Annotated in this window: 16 protein-coding genes; 7 read left to right on the forward strand and 9 right to left on the reverse strand. The window is 34.4% G+C overall.

What is annotated here, in order from left to right; translation table 11 throughout:
• Nucleotides 1–191: 191 nt before the first annotated feature.
• The gene (gene carB / locus C1A40_RS01245) at nucleotides 192–3,047 is read right to left on the reverse strand and encodes a carbamoyl-phosphate synthase large subunit (RefSeq protein ID WP_102994308.1); all 2,856 of its coding nucleotides are present in this window, start codon (nucleotides 3,045–3,047) and stop codon (nucleotides 192–194) included.
• 118 nt (nucleotides 3,048–3,165) lie between these two features.
• A complete protein-coding gene (rpmH, locus tag C1A40_RS01250) occupies nucleotides 3,166–3,327 on the reverse strand; it encodes a 50S ribosomal protein L34 (RefSeq protein WP_076700048.1) in 162 nt (53 codons plus the stop codon).
• Nucleotides 3,328–3,632: 305 nt separating this feature from the next.
• Here rpmH and C1A40_RS01255 point away from each other — a divergent pair, with 305 nt between their 5' ends.
• Entirely contained in the window at nucleotides 3,633–4,208 is a 576-nt protein-coding gene (locus C1A40_RS01255; protein ID WP_102994309.1) for a hypothetical protein, read from the forward strand.
• A gap of 74 nt (nucleotides 4,209–4,282) precedes the next feature.
• On the opposite strand, the gene C1A40_RS01260 is transcribed toward C1A40_RS01255, so the two are convergent.
• Together C1A40_RS01260 and C1A40_RS01265 are read right to left on the reverse strand one after the other, a co-directional pair.
• Nucleotides 4,283–5,209 (reverse strand): lytic transglycosylase domain-containing protein, encoded by a 927-nt coding sequence (locus C1A40_RS01260; protein WP_102994310.1) that lies wholly within the window; start codon nucleotides 5,207–5,209, stop codon nucleotides 4,283–4,285.
• A 36-nt stretch (nucleotides 5,210–5,245) separates the two neighbouring features.
• Nucleotides 5,246–5,911, reverse strand: a complete 666-nt coding sequence (locus tag C1A40_RS01265; protein WP_102994311.1) for an alpha/beta hydrolase family protein — start codon at nucleotides 5,909–5,911, stop codon at nucleotides 5,246–5,248.
• Between the two features lie 115 nt (nucleotides 5,912–6,026).
• Between C1A40_RS01265 and C1A40_RS01270 the strand changes: the two genes are divergently transcribed.
• On the forward strand, nucleotides 6,027–6,323 hold the full coding sequence (locus C1A40_RS01270; RefSeq protein WP_102994312.1) for an N-acetyltransferase: 297 nt from the start codon (nucleotides 6,027–6,029) through the stop codon (nucleotides 6,321–6,323).
• 60 nt (nucleotides 6,324–6,383) lie between these two features.
• On the opposite strand, the gene mtaB is transcribed toward C1A40_RS01270, so the two are convergent.
• A complete protein-coding gene (mtaB, locus tag C1A40_RS01275; protein ID WP_102994313.1) occupies nucleotides 6,384–7,712 on the reverse strand; it encodes a tRNA (N(6)-L-threonylcarbamoyladenosine(37)-C(2))-methylthiotransferase MtaB in 1,329 nt (442 codons plus the stop codon).
• Between the two features lie 152 nt (nucleotides 7,713–7,864).
• On the opposite strand from mtaB, the gene C1A40_RS01280 reads away from it, so the two are divergent.
• The gene (locus C1A40_RS01280) at nucleotides 7,865–9,487 is read left to right on the forward strand and encodes an ABC transporter substrate-binding protein (protein WP_102997105.1); all 1,623 of its coding nucleotides are present in this window, start codon (nucleotides 7,865–7,867) and stop codon (nucleotides 9,485–9,487) included.
• Here the strand turns inward: C1A40_RS01280 and C1A40_RS01285 are convergent.
• From C1A40_RS01285 to C1A40_RS01300, 4 genes are all read right to left on the reverse strand, one after another.
• Nucleotides 9,484–10,173, reverse strand: coding sequence for a lysoplasmalogenase family protein (locus C1A40_RS01285; protein ID WP_102994314.1), 690 nt, complete (start codon nucleotides 10,171–10,173; stop codon nucleotides 9,484–9,486). The two genes, C1A40_RS01280 and C1A40_RS01285, sit on opposite strands and share 4 nt — an antisense overlap.
• A 179-nt stretch (nucleotides 10,174–10,352) precedes the next feature.
• On the reverse strand, nucleotides 10,353–11,048 hold the full coding sequence (locus tag C1A40_RS18750) for a lysoplasmalogenase family protein (RefSeq protein ID WP_102994315.1): 696 nt from the start codon (nucleotides 11,046–11,048) through the stop codon (nucleotides 10,353–10,355).
• A gap of 168 nt (nucleotides 11,049–11,216) precedes the next feature.
• Nucleotides 11,217–12,392, reverse strand: coding sequence for a GlmU family protein (locus C1A40_RS01295; RefSeq protein WP_102994316.1), 1,176 nt, complete (start codon nucleotides 12,390–12,392; stop codon nucleotides 11,217–11,219).
• 150 nt (nucleotides 12,393–12,542) lie between these two features.
• Nucleotides 12,543–12,794: a type B 50S ribosomal protein L31 gene (locus C1A40_RS01300; RefSeq protein ID WP_102994317.1), complete on the reverse strand. Its 252-nt coding sequence runs from the start codon at nucleotides 12,792–12,794 to the stop codon at nucleotides 12,543–12,545.
• Between the two features lie 233 nt (nucleotides 12,795–13,027).
• On the opposite strand from C1A40_RS01300, the gene C1A40_RS01305 reads away from it, so the two are divergent.
• The 4 genes from C1A40_RS01305 to C1A40_RS01320 all read left to right on the forward strand — a co-directional run bounded on the left by C1A40_RS01305 (nucleotide 13,028) and on the right by C1A40_RS01320 (nucleotide 18,210).
• Entirely contained in the window at nucleotides 13,028–13,558 is a 531-nt protein-coding gene (locus C1A40_RS01305; RefSeq protein WP_102994318.1) for a DUF4199 domain-containing protein, read from the forward strand.
• A gap of 37 nt (nucleotides 13,559–13,595) precedes the next feature.
• Nucleotides 13,596–14,546 (forward strand): glycosyltransferase family 2 protein, encoded by a 951-nt coding sequence (locus tag C1A40_RS01310; protein WP_102994319.1) that lies wholly within the window; start codon nucleotides 13,596–13,598, stop codon nucleotides 14,544–14,546.
• A gap of 101 nt (nucleotides 14,547–14,647) precedes the next feature.
• Nucleotides 14,648–16,378, forward strand: coding sequence for a phospho-sugar mutase (locus C1A40_RS01315; RefSeq protein ID WP_199287731.1), 1,731 nt, complete (start codon nucleotides 14,648–14,650; stop codon nucleotides 16,376–16,378).
• Nucleotides 16,378–18,210: an ABC transporter ATP-binding protein gene (locus tag C1A40_RS01320; RefSeq protein ID WP_102994320.1), complete on the forward strand. Its 1,833-nt coding sequence runs from the start codon at nucleotides 16,378–16,380 to the stop codon at nucleotides 18,208–18,210. Before C1A40_RS01315 ends, C1A40_RS01320 begins: the two co-directional genes overlap by 1 nt.
• Nucleotides 18,211–18,323 lie beyond the last annotated feature (113 nt).

Genomic DNA, 18,323 nt, shown 5'->3' on the forward strand with positions numbered 1-18,323 from the left:
GTTGTTTTTACATTTGTGAATATAAGAATATTTTTTTAATAAATGTAATAACTACACTTATATTTCGATGATTTACTTAAAAATTTAATAAAAACTGCCTAATCAATAAAGTATGAAATGTCACAAAAAATAAAAGAGGTCGTATGAAACAAGTTTCAAACGACCTCTTTTTAAATTTATAATCCTTTAAACTATTTACTCAAGTACATTTTACGTCTTGCATATAAGTCGTAAAACTGATCATCTTTTAAGCTATCAATAAATAAGATACTTTCACCTGTACTCTTCATTTCAGGCCCTAAACGCTTATCTACATTCGGAAATTTATTAAAAGAGAATACGGGTTGTTTGATTGCATAACCTTCAAGTTGAGGGTTAAAGTTAAAATCGGTTACCTTTTTCTCACCTAACATCACTTTAGTCGCGTAATTTACATACGGCTCTTTGTAAGCTTTGGCTATAAATGGTACAGTTCTAGAAGCTCTTGGGTTGGCTTCGATAATGTATACTTTATCATCTTTAACAGCAAACTGGATGTTAATTAAACCTACCGTATTTAGTGCTCTAGCAATGGTATGGGTATGGTCTATAATTTGTTGCATGACCAAGTCGCCAATATTGAAAGCTGGTAAGGTCGCATTAGAATCTCCTGAGTGCACCCCACAAGGTTCGATATGCTCCATGATACCAATTATATACACATTTCCGTCAGCATCACAAATAGCATCAGATTCAGCTTCAATAGCACCATCTAAGTAGTGATCTAATAACAGTTTATTGTTCGGGATTTTTCTTAACAAATCAACAACATGCTCTACTAATTCTTCTTTATTGATAACAATTTTCATCCCCTGACCTCCTAATACATACGAAGGACGTACTAAGATTGGGAAATCCAATTCTTCAGCTAATTTTAAAGCTTCATCAGCATTCTCAGCTACTCCAAATTCTGGGTAAGGAATATTGTGCTCCTTTAATAGTTTAGAGAAACTGCCACGGTCTTCAGCTAAATCTAAAGCCTCAAAACTTGTTCCTATAATTTTGATACCGTATTTAGTTAGTTTCTCAGCTAATTTTAAAGCGGTTTGACCACCTAATTGCACGATAACACCTTCTGGGTTTTCATGACGGATGATGTCGTAGATATGCTCCCAGAATACTGGCTCGAAGTATAATTTATCGGCCGTATCGAAATCGGTAGAAACCGTTTCAGGGTTACAGTTAATCATGATGGTTTCGTAACCACACTCGGCAGCAGCTAAAACCCCATGCACACAACAGTAATCAAACTCGATACCTTGTCCGATTCGGTTTGGTCCAGAACCTAAAACAACAATCTTCTTTTTATCGCTTACCACACTTTCGTTATGTACGTATGTTTCGCCTTCGGCACTTTCAATCGTATTTTCGAAAGTTGAATAATAATATGGTGTTTTAGCAGTAAACTCTGCAGCACAGGTATCTACTAACTTAAACACACGTTGAATGTTAAGTTCTTCTCTTTTATTATACACCTGACTTTCTAAACAGCCCAACATGTGTGCTATTTGACGGTCACCATATCCTTTTTGCTTCGCTTCTAAAAGTAAATCGCGATCTAAAGTATCGATAGTGTATGTAGAAATTTCTTTTTCTAATTGGAATAATTCCTCGTACTGTTTTAAGTACCACATATCAATTTTAGTGATATCGTAAATCTGACTTAAAGGAATTCCCATGGCAATGGCATCGTAAATTACGAATACACGATCCCAACTTGCATTGGTTAATTTATCGATGATTTGGTTATAATCGGTATATCCTTTACCATCGGCACCTAAACCATTACGTTTAATTTCTAAAGACTGTGTGGCTTTATGAAGTGCTTCTTGGAACGAACGTCCAATACCCATAACCTCACCTACGGCTTTCATTTGAAGACCTAAAGTACGATCAGATCCTTCAAATTTATCAAAGTTCCAACGAGGTATTTTTACGATAACGTAATCTAAAGTCGGCTCAAATAAAGCTGAAGTAGATTTTGTAATTTGGTTATCTAATTCATCTAAAGTGTAACCAATAGCTAATTTAGTAGCAATTTTAGCAATAGGATATCCTGTAGCTTTACTTGCTAATGCCGATGAACGTGAAACACGAGGGTTAATTTCAATGGCAATAATTTCTTCTTTCTCGTCTGGACTTACAGCAAACTGTACATTACATCCACCTTCGAAATCACCAATACTACGCATCATTTTAATAGCCATATCACGCATTTTCTGGAAGGTGGTATCGCTTAATGTCATGGCTGGTGCCACGGTAATGGAATCTCCTGTATGAATCCCCATAGGGTCCATATTTTCGATAGAACAGATAATAACTACGTTATCGTTTCTATCACGAAGTAGCTCTAGCTCATATTCTTTCCAGCCCATCATGGCCTTATCGATCATAACTTCGTGAATTGGAGAAACTTCAAGACCATGTCTTAAAAGTTTATCAAAATCTTTCTCTTCGTAAACAATCGCAGCTCCAGCACCACCTAAGGTAAATGAAGAACGAATACATAATGGAAAACCAAATTCTTGTGCAATTTCTTTACCTTTTAAAAATGATGTTGCTGTAGCTTGAGGTGCCATAGCCACACCAATTTTATTCATCAACTCTCTAAATTGCTCTCTGTCTTCTGTAATATTAATCGCGTTGATATCAACACCTATTAATTTTACTCCAAAATCTTTCCAAATCCCCTTTTCATCGGCTTCGATACATAAATTTAATGCCGTTTGACCTCCCATAGTTGGTAAAACAGCATCAATTTGAGGGTGTTCTTCTAAAATTTTAATAATCGACTTTGTAGTTAATGGTAACAAGTACACATGATCGGCCATAGATGGATCGGTCATGATAGTTGCAGGGTTCGAATTAATTAAAATGGTTTCAATTCCATCTTCTCTTAAAGATCTTAAAGACTGTGAACCTGAATAGTCAAACTCACATGCTTGTCCAATTACAATTGGTCCAGATCCTATAATAAGTATCGATTTTAGTTTTGGATTTTTAGGCATTTTATGATCTAGTTATAATATTGAATGTTAATGTTTTACAAAAATAATAATAAGATGATATAAAAAAAGGCGTTACACTTAAGTAACACCTTTTATATTATAAACAATTGTTCATTAATTATTTTTTATGTCTAGCTTCAGATGATACAGACAATTTTTTTCTTCCTTTAGCTCTTCTACGCGCTAATACCTTTCTACCGTTAGCAGAAGCCATTCTTTCTCTGAAACCGTGTTTGTTTCTTCTCTTTCTTTTAGAAGGCTGAAATGTTCTTTTACTCATTGTCTTATATCTTTAATTCTGAAAAATGTATGTTTTTTATAATCCTTTGGCCTTTCTTCAAAACCGAGGGCAAATATACAAAGAGTTTTTACTTCCGCAAACCAATTTACAAAAAAAATTGAATAATTTTTATTTTGTAACCCAAAGCATGTAAGTCCTTTATATATTAAGGTTAAGACCTCGATTTTGTTCTTCCTTTAATATATTAAATTTGATAAAATTTTAGTTTCTTTGCATTCTTAAATGACAAAAATACATCGTTTTTATTAAAAACAACTTCTAAAAATTATTCTAAAATACAGATTATGTTCAACAAAAATATAAAACTTGTTTTAACTGTAGCGATTATAGCTTATGCTGTGTATCAATTTACCGAAAGTAATATAGGCAACGGTATTATGCTTATCCTACTATCATTGATATTTGTTTTTCTTTATTTTAAGAATGAGTTTATATTATTGGCCTTTTTAAAATTACGTAAGCAAGATTTTGAAGGTGCTAAAAAATGGCTCAATAAAATTAAATCCCCCGAAAGTGCCTTAGTAAAAAAGCAGCAAGGGTATTACAATTACCTACATGGCATCATGGTTTCTCAAAGTAATATGAATGAATCTGAAAAGTATTTCAAAAAAGCCATTGCTTTAGGACTTTCAATGGATCATGATTTAGCCATGGCCAAATTGAATTTAGCCGGAATAGCTTTTTCTAAACGCAGAAAACAAGAAGCACAAAAACTCCTAACTGAAGCCACAAAACTGGATAAACAAGGCATGTTAACCGATCAAATTAAGATGATGAAGGACAACATGAAACGTGCACAAATGCCGAACCAGCATTATGGTGCCGGCGGTTCGATTAGAGCTCAAAAACGTAGAGGTTAATATCCTAATATTTAAAAAAAAAGCCTAAAACTTATATTGAGTTTTAGGCTTTTTTTTGCAAACTAAATTAGAGTTTATTTGTTTGGGTAAGCTCCTTTTTTAGGAATAGTAATATGGTATAGTTTTCTACTACTATTATTAAGTTTAGGCTCACGCAGCCAAGGGTTGTGTATTTTTAATATTTTATAGTTGATATCGAATTTTTTCCCAAACTGCGCAAAATCTATAACTGCTGTGTCTACCTTAACTTTATAGGTTGGCACTTCAGTATATAGGTCTTTTTCTCTAAAATTGAATCCGTATGTCTTAGGATTAGATAGGATTTCTTTTAAAGCCACAATTCTAAAAACATAACGCCCTGTTTCCTCTCCTAATAACAAATCGTAATAATCATCAACCATTTGATCACTTAAACGTTTAGAAATACCCGTATTCCCTGCGTTATATGCTGCTGCTGCAAGCGTCCATGAGCCCAATAATTCTTTAGACTTAAGTAAATATTGACAAGCTGCTTCGGTAGATTTCTCCAGATCGTAACGCTCATCAACATTGGAGTTTACTTCTAAACCATATTCCTTAGCCGTGGCAGGCATAATTTGCCAAATACCTCGAGCTCCAGCTGGAGATACCACATTAACCAAACCACTTTCTATAACAGCTAAATATTTAAAATCGTCTGGAACACCATATTTCTTCAAAATAGGCTCGATAACTGGAAAATACTTATGAGCACGCTTAAACATAAGTAAGCCGTTAGATTGCCAATAGGTGTTTACCAAGAGCTCACGATCCATGCGCTCGTATATATCCGGATTTTTTAAAGGTACTGGTTCGTTTGCGAAAGTTAAATTTTCAGGAATTTGTAAAGCATAAACATTATAGCCATTTATCCTTTCTTTTTCATAATTCTCATCGGTAGGCACATCTTGTACAGCATAAACAAAAAATGCACATAAGCATAATAAGCCTAAATATATAAATCCTTTTTGAAATCTTTTCATTGCTCTAATTTTACCTTAAAGGTAGAAATTTTTCAATTACTCTGCTAATATAATTTTCGGTAAATTCATGTTAAACCACCTGTATTTATTAATAATCATGATATGTGTGCCCTCAGGGATACTAACACAATTGTTAATGTATTGGATTGGAAAAACAGGATCGTTATCGCCATGTATGTGTATCAAATCTGGATCGTAGGACTCTTGATTCCAACACACCATTTCTTTTATAGCCCAACTTAAATATTTAGGATCATTAACCGAAAGATAATTTTTATACAAGGCCAAACGCTTGGTGACTTCCTTTCCGAAGGCGTATTTTTCTAAAACATCAATCTTACCAGCTAATTGGGTGGGCACGATTTTATAAGCCCCCGTGGTTCGGGCTAACTGCATGGTTTTTGGTAATTCAAATTTACTTTTAACGCTTGAAACTATTATAAGTTTTCTCAAATGAATATGCTTACTCATTTCTTGAACCAAAACACCTCCAAAGGAAACGCCTATTAAAACCGGATTTTCATGCTTTATGTTGTTAGTCATTCGTAAAGCATAATTGGAAACAGGCTCATCTTTTAAGGGCAATATCCATTCTAAAAAATGCATTTGAAAAGTATCGCTTGGCAGGTCGATGTACTCAAAAATTTTTGAGCTAGCAGCCATCCCCGGCATGAAGTAAACAGGTATTAACTTCTGAATCATAAGGTATTAACTTTTAATTTACTTTTACTTAACAATAATTTTTCGTACTTTTGCACAAAGTTACAGTAACAACTCCCTCGCTAGACTAACAATCCGAAATATAAATTTAGACAAAATGGTGGAAGCTGCAGAATTAATTGACAATGATTTTTTACGTCAATATGAACTTAAGATTGATGATCATTTGGCGAAAATTGAATACTCCTTACAAGAACGAAAAATTTTTTTAACCAAATTAGTAATTCCCGAAAGCATTACCAATGACGATTTTAAAAAAGAATTTTTAGCCCTTGTTTTCGATCAAATTCAGGAACGAAATTTAAGCGTGGTACCTACAAGTCCAGAAATCGCTAAATTCATGAGAAGTAACAGAAAGTACAAACGTATGCTTCCCGTAGGTGTAAGAATTTAATAGCATCTTTAAATCGCCATAAAATAAGAAGCTGTCTCCAACCCGAGGCAGCTTTTTTTATTAGACATTATTTAACTCCTTAACAAAATTAAAACGCACTAACCCATCGTCATCGATTTCAGTAAGTACCACATCATGAAGTGTGTTTACCAATTCTGGGTTCCAAGGCGCCTTAACCTTAACGTAATTTTCGGTAAAACCATGAATATAGCCTTCCTTATTTTCACTTTCAAACAATACCGTTCTTTGCGTCCCTAACTGACTTTCATAAAAAGCGCGACGTTTTTTAACCGATAACCCTCTAAGCATCTTACTACGTTTGGATCGCACATTATTAGGTACCACACCATCCATATCTACAGCCTCGGTATTATCACGCTCTGAATACGTGAACACATGTAAATAAGAAATATCTAGTGTACTTAAAAAAGTATAGGTTTCTAAAAAGAGTTCGTCGGTTTCTCCTGGAAAACCAACAATAACATCCACACCTATACAAGCATGAGGCATAACTTCTTTAATTTTTGAGACACGATCTACATACAATTCACGCATGTAGCGACGTTTCATTTTTTTAAGAATTTCGTTAGAACCAGACTGCAAAGGCACATGAAAATGAGGTACAAAAGCTCTAGATTTAGAGACCAAATCGATGGTTTCATTTTTTAGTAAATTGGGTTCTATAGATGAAATTCTTAAACGCTCAATACCTTCTACCTGATCCAGTTCGGTAACCAAATCTAAAAAAGTATGTTCGTGTTTTTTATTTCCAAATTCACCTTTCCCGTAGTCACCTATATTAACACCAGTTAACACGATTTCCTTAATATTTTGCTCCGAAATTTCACGTGCATTTTTTAACACGTTGGTCATGGTATCACTTCTAGAAATACCTCGAGCTAAAGGAATGGTACAATAAGTACATTTATAGTCGCAACCATCTTGAACTTTTAAAAAAGCTCGGGTTCGATCGCCAACGGAATAGGACCCCACATAAAAATCGGCTTCTTCAATTTCGCAAGAATGCACTTCTCCAAAATCATTTTTAGACAAATCGTTAAGGTAATCGGTAATTTTAAATTTCTCTGAAGCACCAAGCACCAAATCAACACCATGAACATCGGCTAATTCTTGAGGCTTTAACTGGGCATAACAACCAACAGCTGCTACAAAGGCATTTTCATTAATCTTTTGCGCTTGTTTTACGATGGTTTTAAATCGTTTATCGGCATTTTCAGTCACCGAGCAGGTGTTAATCACATAAATATCAGCTTTTTCAGAAAAATCAACCCTATCAAAACCTTCTTTACTAAAATCTCTGGCAATGGTAGAGGTTTCTGAAAAATTTAATTTACAACCTAAAGTATAAAATGCGACTTTCTTATTCATGGTATTTTGTCACCTTGAATTTGCTTCAAGATCTTTTAAAAATTATCTTTACCTTTTCTCATACAAGAACAAAAAGAAAGTATTCATTGCGATGCATGACACAACTAAAGTTCAAAAAATATGAGGGTGCAAATTTACAACTAATTAGTTATATGATAAAACCTAAACTTAAACAAATAACAAGCTATTTATCAATTACTTACCTCACCCTTTTCTTTTTATCTTGTAAGACCGACCATAACATCAATAGAGATCACTTGGTATTTCGATACAACGAATATGCTAATATCAATACTTTAGACCCCGCTTTTTCAAGAACATTGCAAGATAACTCGGTTTGTAATCAGCTTTTTAACGGCTTGGTTCAACTGGATGACGAACTCAATATTCTACCTTGTATTGCTAAAAGCTGGACCATTTCGGAGGATGGCATGACCTACCAATTTAACCTGCGTCAAGATGTATGGTTTCATAACCATGAACTATTCGGCAAAGACTCCACAAGAAGAGTTGTAGCCCACGATTTCAAATACAGTCTTAATCGACTTAGAGATGAAAAAATTGCCTCACCAGGCAGTTGGGTGTTAAACAAAGTTGATAATTTTGAAGCCATTAACGACAGTATTTTTGAAATTAAACTAACGCAACCTTTCCCTGCTTTTATTGGACTTTTAACCATGAAGTACTGCTCGGTCATTCCGCATGAAGTTGCCGATTTTTATGGTTCTGAATTTAGAAGTCACCCCATTGGCACAGGCCCTTTTAAGTTTAAGCGCTGGGAAGAAAACATCAAACTTGTTTTTAGAAAAAATCACAATTACTTTGAAACCGACCAACAAGGCCGAAAACTGCCATATCTAGAAGCTGTGGCCATTACCTTTCTTCCAGACAAACAAAGTGAATTTTTGCAGTTTGCCCAAGGCAACATTGATTATGTTTCGGGGTTAGACGCCTCTTATAAAGATGAAATATTAACCGCAAACGGAAAACTTCAAAAACAATATGCCGAATCGGTAAACATGATTCGAGGCCCCTACTTAAACACGGAATATTTAGGTTTTTATTTAGACTCTGAAACCCCAGAAATACAATCGGAACTCATAAGAAAGGCTATAAATTACGGTTTTGACCGAAAAAAAATGATTGTTTATTTAAGAAACGGTATAGGTACTCCTGCCAACGGCGGTTTTATCCCTATGGGTTTGCCGGGTTATAACAAAACAATTGGCTACAATTACCAACCGGAAAAGGCCAAAAAATTAGTATCTCAATTTATAGCCGAAACGGGAATTACCAACCCTAAAATAACCTTAGTAACGACTAGAAACTACCTGAGTTTTTGTGAATTTATTCAACGAGAATTGGAAAAAACAGGATTAAATATACATGTTGATGTGATGCCTGAAGCCTCTCTGCGTTCGGCGCGGTCTAACGGTAAGGTGGATATGTTTAGAAGTTCATGGATAGCCGATTATTTAGATGCCGAAAACTACTTATCCATTTTCTACAGTAAAAACTTTGCTCCTCATGGATCCAATTATTTTCATTTTAAAAATGACACATTCGATCAATTGTACAATAAAGCTTTTACAATAACCGATATTGAAGAAAGGAAAAGAATTTACACGACTATGGATTCCATAGCTATGGATAAAGCTCTTATGGTACCGTTATATTACGATGAAGTGATTCGTTTTACGAGAAAAAATGTAGAAGGTCTAGATGTAAACCCTATCAATTTACTCGACCTTAAATTTGTAAAAAAGACATTCTAAACATCTTGCAATCGCTTCTCAATAACCACCCCGTGCACCATTAAATAAACACCTGTGGCATAAAAAAACATGATACTAAAATCCTTATATGGCACATCTGTTTTAAAGGTTTTAATAACCATAATACCTTCGGAAATCATATAACATATCACACCAAAAAACACCAATAAATAACTTTTTCGATCGACCACCTCTTTACGTAAGTAAGCAAACTGACAGAGTAGTAATGAAATAAAATAACTAATTAACGTAGGTAGAAAAAAATCTCCTAAATCTTCATAAATAAAACTCACTAATCCAACGGTGTAAATAAAAATGACCACAGAAAAAGGAATTAAGGGACGTACTTTAAAGTCTGCCTTATGAGAAAAGCGAAAACATAAAAACAATTTTGCCACAGAATAAATAAACAAGCTACTTATTAAAAGAAATATGTTTTCGTGGTCGATAATTAAAAAATCGGCTATAAAAAAACAAACTAAGGCAAGCATAGTCCAAAGAAAATTATGCTTTAAAGCAGCCTTTTTATTAAAAAAATAGTACGCGATAAGAAGCCCTAAAACCCAGGGTTTCGACAGATACCGATAGGGAAATGCTGGAAGATTAATTTTCACAGCCGTATCAATTATCAATACTATAAAGAATAAGATCGCAAATTTATTTTTATCTCGTATGATATGCAGCATAACATTTAATTTCGTTCTCTTTTTTATAAAACCTAAATAATATTAGTCTCTATTTTTTTTTGTGAATTACAAAAGCAAAATCTTAATGGTAAGTACTCATTCCTACAACGCTAATCTTGTTGTTTAAATTATGGAAATAAATTTTATTTTTAATGAGTAATAACTTTAGTGAAAGTAATTTAAAAATAACTTTCTGGCTCTATCCTTTTTTCTATAATCATGCCGTGCACAATTAAATATATTCCCGTAGCATAGAAAAACATAATTGAAAAATCTTGATAGAGCACATCCGTTTTAAACGTATTTATAATCGTTATGCCTTCAGAAACCATATAACACAAGACACCTGATAACACGAAAAGATAACTCTTTCTATCTACAACCTCTATTCTTAGGTAAGCAAACTGACACAAGAGTAATGATATAAAATAGCTGATAAGTGCAAAAATGAAATAACTCCCTAATCCGTCATGTATATATAAAATCAACAGCGCAGTGTAAACAAATATTACGATGGAAAACGGAATTAAGCGACTAACTTTAAAATCGGATTTATGTGAAAACCGAAAGCAGAGAAATATTTTTGCAAAGGTATAAACTACAAAGCTAGAAACTAACAACACTTGATTTGCCCTATTAATAATGAGTAAATCGGCTATAAAAAAACTACATAATGCCAACATAACCCAAAAAAAGTTACGATTCTCTGAAGGGGAATAGTTGTAGTAATAATAAAAAACAATTAGCAATATGGTTGGCGGTTTTGATATAAAACGGTATGGCCAGGGTAAATTCGTTTTAACAAAAGTATCGATGAGTAGCATTACGAAAAAAAGCAAGGCGAACTTTTTTTTATCCTTAAGTATGGTTAACATAACATTTCTATTAGGGAAGTGGGACGTGGGTAAAACTACAAAACTCCATTCATTTTAACCCTGCTCAAAATACAAAAAAATGCTAATCTATTAATTAAATAAGCTCCCTGATTTATGAATACACATTAACAAAACCTTTTCCTACAACTTAAACACCAAATAAAGGTGCTAATCCCGTCTAAACTTTTTAGAAACTTCAAATACATGCTCTAAAATTGCCATGTCTTGTTCGGTAAGGTCTATATTTCTTCTGGACATCACTACTTTAGCAACTTCAAAAGCCTTTTTGGTTAAATAAGTCGTAAAGCCACTACTCCCACCCCAACTAAAACTAGGCACAAAGTTTCTTGGAAATCCGCTTCCAAAAATATTAGCGCTCACTCCTATTACCGTACCGGTATTAAACATGGTATTAATACCACATTTACTGTGATCGCCCATCATAAGTCCGCAAAACTGCAATCCTGTTTTTGCAAAACTCTCGGTTTGATAGTCCCATAAGCGCACTTCGGCATAATTATTTTTTAAATTAGAATTATTGGTATCGGCGCCAAGATTACACCATTCCCCTAATACCGAATTCCCTAAAAAGCCATCATGCCCTTTGTTAGAATATCCAAATAAAACAGAATTATTTATTTCACCCCCTACTTTGCTATATGGTCCAACCGTTGTTGGTCCGTATATTTTAGCACCCATTTTCACTGTGGCATGGTCGCATAAAGCAAAAGGTCCTCTAATAATAGCACCTTCCATAATTTCGGTGTTTTTACCGATATAAATAGGACCATTAGAGGCGTTCAAAGTAACAAACTCTAGACGTGCACCATCTTCAATAAAAATATTTTCTGGAGCAATAATATGGTTACTAGAGGGAATGGGTTGGGATTTTCTTCCTTCGGTAATGAGATCAAAATCTTCCTGAATCGCCTCGCCGTTTTTCGAAAAAATGTCCCAAGTATGATTAATCTGAATGGTTTCTGCTTCAAACTCTATCGCTTCATAAACATCAAAATCAATATCCTCTTGCTCTTCTTTCACAAAAAAAGCTATCACATCCTCACCATTAAAAATCGCCTGATTCTCTTGAAGTTCTTTAATCATTTCTACCAACTCTAGACTTGGAAGATATGAGGCATTAATCATCACATTGTCTTCCATTTCAACCATTGGAAACTTATCAGACAAATAATCTTCCGTTACCGTCGTACTGGTACAATCTAAAAAGGATTCCCACTTCTCTCGAATGGTTAAAATACCAACACGAATATCAGCAACAGGTCTTGTATAAGTAAAAGGTAACAGGTTGTTACGGGAAGGGCCATCAAAAAGAATGTAGTTCATTTTTAGATATAAAATTAAGAGTTAGGCCTTCGAGGTTTTTTCTCCAAAGCACCTAACTCACGTTTTGTAATCCAAAAATAGCTTAATTCGGTAAATAAAAAAAGCCTCTCTTTAACAGAAAGGCTTTTAAATATATTTTTTTTGCTAAAATTATTTTTTAAACTTAGCGTACTTAGTTTTGAATTTATCAATTCTACCAGCTGTATCTACTAATTTAGATTTACCAGTGTAGAACGGGTGCGATGTTCTAGAAATCTCCATTTTTATTAATGGATACTCTACACCATCAACTTCAAGAGTTTCGTTAGTTTCTGCTGTAGACTTTGTTAAAAACACATCGTCGTTAGACATATCTTTAAATGCTACAATTCTATAATTTTCTGGATGTATCTCTTTTCTCATCGCTAAATGCTTTTTATTACTTTCAATTTTGGAGTGCAAATTTAGTTATTTTTTACAAACCTGCAATACTTTTTATATTTTTTTGACTTTTTATTTGTTTCTGTTTTAGGAACATGACGAATTCCTTGTCAAACAAATCGTAATATCAAAATTTTTTCACAAAACAAATGTAACGTTTTAATATATTTGAATACTAAGAGAAGTCATTAAAAATTAATTAATCAAAAAACATTATGGAAAATTCTTTAAAATCAATTGCAGCAAACTACGGCCTATACCTTGGCGCTTTACTCGCTTTAATCACTATTTTAGCTTACGCAATAGATTTAGAATTGCTTGTTGACACTTGGGTTGGTGTCTTTATTATGATAGCCATTATTGTTTTCGGAATTATTTCTGTAGCAAAAGTAAAACAGGCTCAGCAAGGCTTTGCCTCTTTTAAACAAGCCTTTACAGCTTACTTTATAACCGTGTTAATTGGATTATTAATTAGCACTTTGGTATCTTTCCTTCTATTCAATTTTATTGACACAGATGCTACCGATATATTGAAACAAAAGACTATCGAAAAAACGGTAAGCATGTTAGAAGGCTTTAATACACCTGTTGAAGCAATCGACCAAGCTGTTACTGAAATTGAATCACAAAACCAATATTCAATAGGTAACATTCTTAAAGGTCTGTTTGGTTATCTTATGGTTTTTAGCATTGTAGGTTTAATAGTTGCAGCAGCCATGAAAAAAAGTAACCCAGAGGCCGAATAAATTCTGTATTTTTGAAAATTATTTCGAAAATATTCAAATGAACATATCTGTAGTAATTCCACTACTTAACGAACAGGACTCTTTAACCGAACTTCATGATTGGATTGCACGTGTGATGCTTACCAATCAGTTTTCTTATGAAATCATCTTTATTGACGATGGCAGTACCGATGATTCTTGGAAGGTTATTTCCGGTTTAGCTTCTCAAGACATCCACGTAAAAGGTATTAGGTTTTTAAAAAATTACGGGAAATCTCAAGCGCTTCATGCTGGTTTTGAAAAAGCTCAAGGTGAAGTGGTAATTACCATGGACGCCGATTTACAAGACAATCCCGATGAAATCCCAGAGCTTTATCATATGATAAAAGTAGAAGGTTACGATCTGGTTTCGGGATGGAAAAAGAAACGTTATGATTCTGTACTGTCTAAAAACTTACCTTCTAAACTGTTTAATTGGGCAGCCAGAAAAACCTCTGGTGTAAAATTGAACGATTTTAACTGCGGCTTAAAAGCTTATAAACTAGAGGTTGTAAAAAACATCGATGTCAATGGTGAAATGCACCGCTATATCCCTGTGCTTTCTAAAAACGCAGGTTTTAGAAATATTGGTGAAAAAGTGGTACAACACCAGGCTCGAAAATATGGCGTTACTAAATTTGGAATCGATAGGTTTTTACATGGTTTTCTAGATCTTATTACCATTTGGTTTTTATCCCGTTTTGGCAAACGCCCTATGCATTTATTTGGAGCTTTAGGTTTTGTCATGTTCACCATTGGTTTTGCATTTGCTTTTTATTTAGGTTTAGACAAACTTTGGTTTAACCCTGAAGGCAGACTCATAACCGAACGCCCACAATTCTACATCTCCCTTTCAACCATGATTATAGGAACACAATTTTTTGTTGCTGGTTTTTTAGGAGAAATTATTTTACGAACCAAACAAGACAAAAAACGCTATACTATTAAAGGCGCATTAAATTTAAATTAATATTTCAAGATGCAGTATAATCATTTCTTTATGTTTTCTGTATTAACAACTAAATAAAAAGAGGAATTACCTATTTTTGTAACCCTTTACTTTACGACATTATGATACACATTGAACCAAAAATCTTAGAGAGAATAAACAGCTGGTTAACACCAACGTTTGATGAAGAAACCCAAAACACTATAAAAGAAAGCATCGCACACAAACCTAAAGACATCCAAGAAAGTTTTTACAAAGACTTAGAATTTGGAACAGGTGGTATGCGAGGCATTATGGGGGTTGGAACCAATAGAATAAACAAATACACCCTAGGTAAAAGTACCCAAGGCTTAAGTGATTATTTACACCAACAATTTCCTAATGAAACCCCAAAAGCTGTTATTGCTTACGATTGTAGACATAACAGTAAATCCTTAGCTAAAGTTGTTGCCGATGTGTTTTCAGCAAACGGCATAGAAGTTTATTTATTTGAAGATTTACGTCCAACACCAGAATTATCTTTTGCTGTAAAACATTTAAATTGTCATTGTGGTATCGTTTTAACCGCATCACACAATCCTCCAGAGTACAATGGTTATAAAGTGTATTGGCAAGATGGCGGACAATTAGTACCACCACACGACAAAGGTGTTATTGACGTGATTAACACGGTTGATTATGCCAACATTAAGTTTGATGCTAACGAACAACTTATTCATACTATTGGCAAGGTCGTTGACGATGTTTTTATCGATGCCTCTGTAGAAAAAGGTAGTGTTGGAGCGACCCAAAAAGCTAAAGATGATCTAACTATCGTTTTCACTTCGCTTCACGGTACATCAATTACTGCTGTTCCTGAAACTTTAAAACGTGGAGGTTATAAAAATGTACATATTGTAAAAGAGCAAGAAGTACCAGATGGTGGTTTTCCAACAGTTAAATCACCAAATCCTGAGGAACCAGCAGCTTTAAAAATGGCTCTAGAACTTGCCGAAAAAGTTAATGCCGATATCGTTATTGGTACCGATCCAGACTGCGACCGTTTAGGGGTTGCCGTTCGTAATTCCGAAAATGAATTACAACTGCTTAACGGAAATCAAACTATGGTGATGATGACCGATTTCTTACTTAAACAATGGAAAGCCGAAGACCGTATTAAAGGCAAAGAGTTTATTGCTTCTACGATTGTTTCTACCCCAATGCTTAGCAAATTAGCAGCATCATATGAAGTAGAAAGTAAAATTGTTTTAACCGGATTTAAATGGATTGCCAAACTTATTCATGATTTCCCAGAATTGGATTTCATTGGTGGCGGTGAAGAAAGTTTTGGCTATATGGTAGGTGATTTTGTTCGCGATAAAGATGCCGTAACCTCTACCCTTTTAGCCTGTGAAATTGCAGCTATAACGAAATCTAATGGCAGTTCTTTCTTTAAAGAACTTATCCAATTGTATACAGAACACGGTTTTTACAAAGAAAAACTCGTGTCACTTACTAAAAAAGGTATTGAAGGCGCCGAAGAAATTAAACAAATGATGATCGACGCTAGAGAAAATCCGCTTACTATTATCAATGGCTCTAAAGTGGTAAAAATCGAAGATTACGATTTATCAGAAGCGAAAAACATGCTAACCGGTGAGACCACTAAAATTGACATCCCTAAATCGAATGTAATCATTTACTATACCGAAGACGGTAGCCAAGTGGCATTACGACCAAGTGGTACAGAACCAAAAATTAAGTTCTACGTAAGTGTAAACACCGCTTTATCTAATGTCAACGATTTTGAAGCTATCGAAACGGAACTCGATAACAAGGCGGAAGCCATTTTAAAAGACATGAACCTTATTTAATGAATAATTTTTATAACCTTTTACAATACGCCAAACCGTATAAAAAGTTTGCTATTGGGCATGTCATATCAAATATATTTTATGCTCTATTTGGCACCTTATCGTTCGTTGCACTAATTCCCATGCTTGATGTTCTTTTTAAGCCTAAGGAAGTTAGTGCAGCACCTGCTGTAAAGCCCGTTTATGAAGGGCTTGGCAATATCGACGACTACGGCAAGGACTTGCTAGCATACGAAGTTAGTCAGCACGCTGGTAGCGATCCTCAAAAAGCCCTATTTCTTGTGGTTAGCCTAATTATTATCCTATTCTTGTTAAAAAACATTTTTGGGTATATGGCCAACTACTTCATGGTTTTTCTAAGAAATGGCGTAGTAAGAGACTTAAGAACGGCCGTTTACAAAAAAACAGTAAGCCTACCACTCGCCTACTTTTCTGATCAAAAAAAAGGTGATATCATGGCTAGAGTAACCTCCGATGTATCGACATTACAGTACTCGATGCTTCCCATGCTAGAACTTATCGCTAGAGAACCTCTAATGATTATTTTCACCATCGGGACCATGTTTATTTTAAGTACTAAACTCACCCTATTTGTGTTTATTTTTATTCCTATATCTGGATTTATTATTTCTAGAATTGGAAAAACACTAAAGAAAAAATCGGATCGTGTACAAAGAGAACAGGGTACTATTCTTTCTATTTTAGAAGAAACATTAACAGGCTTACGAATTATTAAAGGTTTTAATGCTGAAGATAAATTCAGCAAAAAATTTCAAGATTCATCAGATCGGTCTTACCATTATTCTAATAAACTATTAAATCGTCAAAATTTAGCATCCCCTACCAGTGAGTTTTTAGGTATTTTGGTTATTGGTATTTTACTTTGGTATGGCGGGCAGTTGGTACTTATAGACAAATCGTTGGATGGTAGTTCGTTTATTGCTTTTATGGGATTAGCTTACAATATTATGGTGCCTGCAAAAGCAATTTCTCGTGGTATTTATAATGTAAAACAAGGTAGCGCTTCCGCGGAAAGAATCCAGGAAATTATTGATACGCCTAACCCATTAAAGGATATTGAAAACGCCATTGAAAAAGAAAGGTTCGATAGTGAAATCAAATTTGATAACATTTGGTTTAAGTATAAAGACGATTACGTTTTAAAGAATTTCAGTTTAAACATTCCTAAAGGAAAAACCGTTGCGCTTGTAGGGCAATCTGGTAGTGGAAAATCTACCATTGCCAACCTCATCACCCGTTTTTACGATGTGAACAAAGGGGAAATACTTATAGACGGAATTAATATTAAAAATCTAGCAACGAAATCTTTGCGTGATCAACTGGGCATAGTGACTCAAGATGCCATTCTTTTTAATGAAACCATAAAAAACAACCTAAAACTAGGGAATGATGAAGCTTCTGATGAAGACATCATTGAAGCTTTAAAAGTTGCTAATGCTTGGGAATTTGTTAAAGAACTTCCTGAAGGTATTGAAACCAATATTGGTGACGCTGGAAACAAATTGTCTGGCGGACAAAAACAACGTTTAAGTATTGCCCGTGCCGTACTTAAGAGTCCGCCAATCATGGTTTTAGACGAGGCGACATCAGCCCTTGATACCGAAAGCGAACGACTAGTTCAGGAAGCTTTAGAGAATATGATGAAAAACAGAACCTCTATTGTTATCGCACACCGCCTTTCAACTATACAAAAAGCCGATGAAATTGTAGTTCTAAACAAAGGAGAAATCGTTGAACAAGGCAAACACAGTGAACTTCTCGCCAAAAAAGGCGTTTACCAAAAGTTGGTGGCTATGCAAAGTTTCGAATAATCTTAGTATTTGAAGAAAAAAATAAACCTAACTTAATAGAGAATTAGAAAAAGGATAGAGATTTGGGTTTCTATCCTTTTTTCTGTTCCTGTCAGACTTGGGGACATCTAACA

This window comes from Tamlana carrageenivorans (assembly GCF_002893765.1).
GTDB classification, from domain to species: Bacteria; Bacteroidota; Bacteroidia; order Flavobacteriales; family Flavobacteriaceae; genus Pseudotamlana; species Pseudotamlana carrageenivorans.